The organism is Rahnella perminowiae (assembly GCF_019049755.1).
GTDB lineage: Bacteria > Pseudomonadota > Gammaproteobacteria > Enterobacterales > Enterobacteriaceae > Rahnella > Rahnella perminowiae.
In genome coordinates this window covers 1-6,028 of the sequence record NZ_JAFMOS010000364.1, presented here as the reverse complement: position 1 = coordinate 6,028, position 6,028 = coordinate 1, and the positions used below count along the sequence as shown (strand labels likewise).

Genomic DNA, 6,028 nt, shown 5'->3' with positions numbered 1-6,028 from the left:
CCCCAAAATAATAATAATTAACCCAAACTTAACATCAGGCATGTGAGAGTCGTAATTCTATGCTCCTTCAAAAAAAAACAACCCGTCGCAAGTTTTTACTTGGGTCGCTGATGGCTCTGCCGGTCGGCACCATAATGATGAAAGGATTGTCGGCGGCACAAGCTGCGGAAATGGCTGCCCCGGATTTACTCGATTATAAACCCATATTTTTCAATACCGATGAGTGGCAGTTTATTATGGCCGCTGCTGACCGCCTGATCCCTGCTGGTGGCAAAGGTAAAGCACCGGGCGCACTCGAAACCAACGTGCCGATTTTTATCGACCAGCAAATGCACGGTGATTTTGGTGATGAAATTTACATGCAGGGCCCGTTCAATGTGCATGCTCCGGCCACAATGGGGTATCAGATCCCGTTCCGTCCGCAGCAAATCTACAAAACCGGCATTCGCCTGGCGAACGCCTGGTGTCAGCAAAACCACCAGAAAGCCTTCCATGACCTCGCCGCTCAGGACAAAGACAACGTTCTGACGCAGTTGCAGAAAAATGGCATTCAGTTTGCGGATCTTGGTGAAGAGAACCTCGTGGCTTCGCAATTCTTCAGTGAACTGCTTTCAGATACCAAACACGGTTATCTGGCAGACCCGATCTACGGCGGAAACAAAGGGATGAAAGCATGGATAGCCATCGGCTTCCCCGGCGCCCGCGCCAGTTTCACCGAATGGGTTAAGCAGCACAATGTCCCTTATCCGCTGGGACCTGTGAGCCTGCAAGGCGCGCGTGCCTGAGTGCCCGCCCTATTACCGTTTTCTGATGAATGACAGGATTAAAGATGGCAAAAGTAACTAAACCGGAAGTCGACGTTGTTGTTGTCGGCCTCGGCTGGGCTGGCTCACTGATGAGTATTGAGCTGGCAATGGCGGGCCTGACCGTGCGCGCGCTTGAGCGTGGCGGCGATCGTGGCTATGAAGAATTTGCTTACCCGAAACCGGCGGACGAATATGCCTACGCGGTACGCAATAAAGTCATGGCGACCCCGGCAGAAGCCGCCGTCACCGTGCGTTACAACATGCGTGAAACTGCCCTTCCGACCCGTAAATGGGGTGCATTTGCGCCGGGTACCGGCGTTGGTGGTTCCGGTCTGCACTGGACAGCAGTATTGATTCGCCCGACGCCGACTGATTTAAAACTCAAAACCTACGCTGACGAGGCTTACAAACCGGGCATCTTGCAGGAAGATATGCGGATCATGGATTTCCCATTCACATGGGATGAAATTGAGCCGTATTACACTAAGTTTGAGCACATCTGCGGCCAGTCCGGCAAAACCGGCAATCTTCGTGGTCAGATTATGGAAGGCGGTGATCCGTTCGAAGGACCCCGCTCCGAGCCATATCCCCTGCCTGCACTGGAAGATACGCTTAACAGCAGTATGTTTGCTGAAGTGACCAAAAAGATGGGCTATCACCCGTTCCCGAATCCGTCAGCCTGTGTCTCCCGCGCCTGGACTAACCCTTACGGCAACCAAATTGCACCCTGTAACTACTGTGGTTATTGCAGTAAATATCCGTGCCTGAACTACTCGAAAGCCTCACCGCAGACGGCGGTCATGGATGCACTTAAACGTATGGATAACTTCTCCTATGAAGTGCATGCCAACGTGCTGAAAGTCGAACTGCATGATGATAAGAAAACCGCGAAAGGCGTGATCTACATGGATGCAGACGGCAACGAGTGTTTCCAGCCCGCCAAAATCGTGGTGCTGAGTAGCTTCCAGTTCTGTAACGTGCGCCTGATGCTGCTGTCCGGCATCGGCAAACCTTACAACCCGATCACTGAAGAAGGCGTGATTGGCCGTAACTATGCGTTCCTCAGTAACGGCGGCTCGACGCTGTTCTTCAAAGACAAAAACTTCAATCCGTTCGCTACCGCAGGTGCCACCGGCCAGATGTTCAACGACATCTCTCCGGGCAACTTCGACGGTCCTGCGCTGGGCTTTATCGGCGGTGCGAAAATCCACAGTTCGCAGGCCACCGGCACGCCAATCAGCACCTCGCTGCCAAAAGGCACCCCGGCGTGGGGCACCGGCTGGAAAGAAGGGATGGAAGAATGGTACGGCCATTCGATGAAAATCAGCATTACCACTACCTGCCAGTCTTATCGCGATATTTATCTGGATCTCGATCCGAATTATAAAGATGAATATGGCTATCCGCTGCTGCGCATGACCTTCGACTGGAAACAGAACGAACTCAAATTGCAGCAATATCTGAAAGGTATCGTTGGCAATATCACTAAAGAGCTGAATCCGGACAGCTACAGCGAAAGTTTCCTGCCGATGGACGCGCACTTTGACCTGACAAAATACGTTTCCACGCACAACGTGGGCGGCGCGGTGATGGGCGACAACCCGAAAACTTCTGCGCTGAACAAGTTCCTGCAAAGCTGGGATGTACATAACGTCTTTGTGCCGGGCGGCAATGCCTTCCCGCAAAACTTCCAGGCCAACCCGACCGATACCATCGGTGCGATCACCCTGATGGCAGCGCAGGCAATTAAAGATCAGTACCTGAAAAATCCTGGTCCACTGGTTCAGGCATAAGCGGAGATGAACACGATGAAACTCAAAAGTTTATTTATCGCTAATGCCTTGCTGCTGGGTGCAGGTTTTATGGCGAATGCGCAGGCAGCCACGAATGCACAAGCCGACAACGTCGCGCTCATAAAACAAGGTGAGTATGTGGCGCGCCTGGGCGACTGCGGCGCGTGTCATACGGTGGCCGGCAAACCGGCGTTTTCAGGCGGGCTGGCGATCAACTCGAATCTGGGCACCATTTATTCGACCAACATTACGCCGGATAAAGACCACGGCATTGGCGGTTATACCGAAGCCCAGTTCTCGGATGCGGTGCGTAAAGGCGTGCTGCCGGATGGCACCCGTTTGTATCCGGCGATGCCTTACCCTGATTACGCCAAAATCAGCGATGAGGATATGCACGCACTCTACGTTTACTTTATGCAGGGCGTAAAACCGAGCGCGGAACAACCGCCGGAAACGGATCTGAGCTTCCCGTTCAGCCAGCGCTGGGGCATGCGCTTCTGGAACTGGGCGTTCGCGTCTGACAAACCATTCCAGCCAATCGGCGGTGCGTCCGCACAGGTTAACCGCGGCGCTTATCTGGTGGAAAGCCTGGGCCACTGCGGCAGTTGCCACACTCCGCGCGGCTTCGGCATGAATGAAAAAGCACTCGACAGCAGCGACTCTGATTTTCTGGCGGGTGGCAGCCTCAATAACTGGGACGTCCCGTCGCTGCGCGGCGTAGCGCACTGGAACGAACAGGAGATCGTCGATTATCTGGGCAAAGGGCGTAACGACAAAGCGGCGGTAGGCGGCGAAATGACGTCTGTGGTGGAAAATAGCACCGCCCATATGACCGATGAAGACCTCAAAGCCATTGCGGCATACATCAAGTTCCTGGGCGGTAATCCACCGGTTCCGGCACAAGATTCGCAGAAAGCCAGCGCGACCGAAGCCAGACTGACGGCAGCGAAAAATCTCACCGAAGGCGAGCGTCTGTATCTGGATAACTGTGGTGCCTGCCACTTTGTGACTGGCAAAGGCGCACCAGGCGTGTTCCCGCAGCTGGATCAGGCAACGATTGTGAACGCGAAAGACCCGACAGGACTGATCCACACCATTCTCGCGGGTGCACAGCAACCTTCAACGGCACGTGCACCGTCGACACTGGTCATGCCGGGCTTTGCCCACCGTCTGACTGACGAAGAAGCAGCACAATTGTCGACCTTCATCCGTCAGGGTTGGAGCAACAACGCACCGGCTGTCACAGCAAAAGACGTCAGTGAAGTGAGAAAAACTCTGGCTCACTAAACGTTCTGCTCATCAACAAACGGCTTTCCTGACGGAAGGCCGTTTTTATGTCATCTTCTCAAAGGGACGCCTCGCCGAACACCACGATGCGATTGCGGCCGCTCTGCTTCGCCTGATACATCGCAGCATCAGCTTTCGCCACACAAGCTTCGGCTTTATCATCCTCACTACCCATAAAATAGATGCCGACGCTGACCGTTACCGGCGCGGGGAGAGTGCCGGGAAATTCTGATCTATGATGTTGTGTCACGTTGATACGAAAACGCTCTGCCATCGTACGAACCTCCTCTTCAGAGGCACCGATCACCAGTGCGGAATATTCCTCACCGCCAATGCGTGAAGGAATATCTTGATCACGCAGGGAATGGGAAAGTGACCAGGCAACATATTTAATGACCTCATCGCCCTGAATGTGTCCGTAGGTATCATTGAAGCGTTTGAAATAATCAATGTCAGCCACCATTACCGCCAGCCTTACCCCTGATTGTTTTTTATCTAAATAAGTTTTCATTGCATCGTAATAATACCGGCGATTATAGAGATTAGTCAGCGGATCGCGAATAGAAGACTCATAAGAAATCTGATATTTCATCAATGTTTTCTTGTAAACCATAGAAATATCGTATAGTAAAACAATCACGACAAAGAACGTCGATAACACCTCAAAAAAACGCGCGTAATACCAGACCAGCGAATGAATATAAATGCTGCTGTGTAAAATAGATACGTTGCCTAAATAGGAAATGCAGCTCAATCCGATGGCCAGCCAGAAGGTATTTTTAAGCCGGGTCACAGAAATAATCAGGACGGTGGCCAGTGCCCAGATACCGCCAATAATATACCCCATTTTTCCAGACCAAAGCTGGCTATAATCACGCCCGTCTGCCGTTACAATCTCCATGCCGAACAGCGGATTTTTACTGGAAAGAAAATAGGCAAAAATCACAGCCAGGCAGCTTGCGGCCAGCACAATGCTCAGCACCCGACGATGGCTGACGCACAGAGTATCCCTGCGCTGATACAGGAAAGCGGTGAGCAAAAATACAGCGGCCATCGAGATACTGCGAAAGACCCAGTAAATAGCCAGATCATTGACGGAGCCTTCAAGCACTGCCCCGGTCAGGAAGATCCCCGGATAATAGAGCAGCTTGTAAACCAGATAGAATGCCGACAACGAGTACGCAAAGGATAATACAGCCAGGTAGAGTTTCTTGCGATTCGCCATGTATTGCATCAGCATGAAAAAGGCGATAAGGGTATGCAGCACAAATAAAATGGCGGTAGTGACGGGAAATATTGAGACTACAGCAGGCGTTTCATGAAAAAAATAGCGATGAGACATCACCGTAACAGGAACTAAAACAATCAATATGTATAAGAAAAACACTAACATATTTAACTTACACTTATCTTTAACATCAAATAACGTCATATCACGCATCCCTCTCCGTTGGGAATAAGCCTCTGTCCTGCAAGGCGGCGTGATTTTATCATAAACTGAGTGTCAGCGAGTTTGATTACAGATTATTATTGTGTAATAAACGCTGCTGTTGACCCGCATCATTTTCTGAAAGAAAAAGAATTATTGTCAGTGACCATTAGCGGCCGCCGTTTCATGCAGATGCCGCCACAGCACTTTCCCGTCAGTATCGACTTCAAATACCACTGTCGAATAACGCAACGTCTCCGGCTGACCTGGCAGTTGCTGGCGTTCCTGATACGCAACGACTGCGCCTGCCTCATTTTCAGCAATAACAACAGGTGCTTCAACGTTAATCTCCAAACCGATTTTCGTGCCCCGCTGTTCCCTGAAAAAGGCACATAATGCAGGATAATCCAACCGGTAACCGGTGACGGTTACCATCGAAAATGCCGGACTAAAACGCGCCAGGAGTTCGGTTCCTGCCTGCTGATGTGCAGCGGGATCGGAAAACCAGCACTGGATCAATACATGTGCATCAAACACTTCTTTAACAAAACGATTCATCGCATTTCCTTTTGTTTTTGCTATTAAGACAGTTCAAGGTGACATGATTTAGGGTTTACCAAATTGAAATATATGCATTTATTTCAAACCACGTCCACATATTGACCATTTCGAGATTTAACGACAAAAAAGCCCCGCATTTAACTGTGCGGGGC

At 51.0% G+C, this 6,028-nt stretch carries 5 protein-coding genes; 3 read left to right on the top strand and 2 right to left on the bottom strand.

Going from position 1 to position 6,028, the window contains the following annotated elements; translation table 11 throughout:
- Positions 1-59: 59 nt before the first annotated feature.
- The 3 genes from J1785_RS04300 to J1785_RS04290 are packed head-to-tail and all read left to right on the top strand — an operon-like array spanning position 60 to position 3,886.
- On the top strand, positions 60-785 hold the full coding sequence (locus J1785_RS04300) for a gluconate 2-dehydrogenase subunit 3 family protein (RefSeq protein WP_217218885.1): 726 nt from the start codon (positions 60-62) through the stop codon (positions 783-785).
- 44 nt (positions 786-829) lie between these two features.
- A complete protein-coding gene (locus J1785_RS04295) occupies positions 830-2,599 on the top strand; it encodes a GMC family oxidoreductase (protein ID WP_129953449.1) in 1,770 nt (589 codons plus the stop codon).
- 15 nt (positions 2,600-2,614) lie between these two features.
- Positions 2,615-3,886 (top strand): c-type cytochrome, encoded by a 1,272-nt coding sequence (locus J1785_RS04290; RefSeq protein WP_377426073.1) that lies wholly within the window; start codon positions 2,615-2,617, stop codon positions 3,884-3,886.
- A gap of 58 nt (positions 3,887-3,944) precedes the next feature.
- On the opposite strand, the gene J1785_RS04285 is transcribed toward J1785_RS04290, so the two are convergent.
- Together J1785_RS04285 and J1785_RS04280 are read right to left on the bottom strand one after the other, a co-directional pair.
- Positions 3,945-5,228 carry a sensor domain-containing diguanylate cyclase gene (locus J1785_RS04285; protein ID WP_217218884.1) on the bottom strand — a complete coding sequence of 428 codons (1,284 nt, stop codon included), beginning with the start codon at positions 5,226-5,228 and terminating at the stop codon, positions 3,945-3,947.
- A 246-nt stretch (positions 5,229-5,474) separates the two neighbouring features.
- On the bottom strand, positions 5,475-5,873 hold the full coding sequence (locus J1785_RS04280; protein WP_129953446.1) for a DUF4440 domain-containing protein: 399 nt from the start codon (positions 5,871-5,873) through the stop codon (positions 5,475-5,477).
- Positions 5,874-6,028 lie beyond the last annotated feature (155 nt).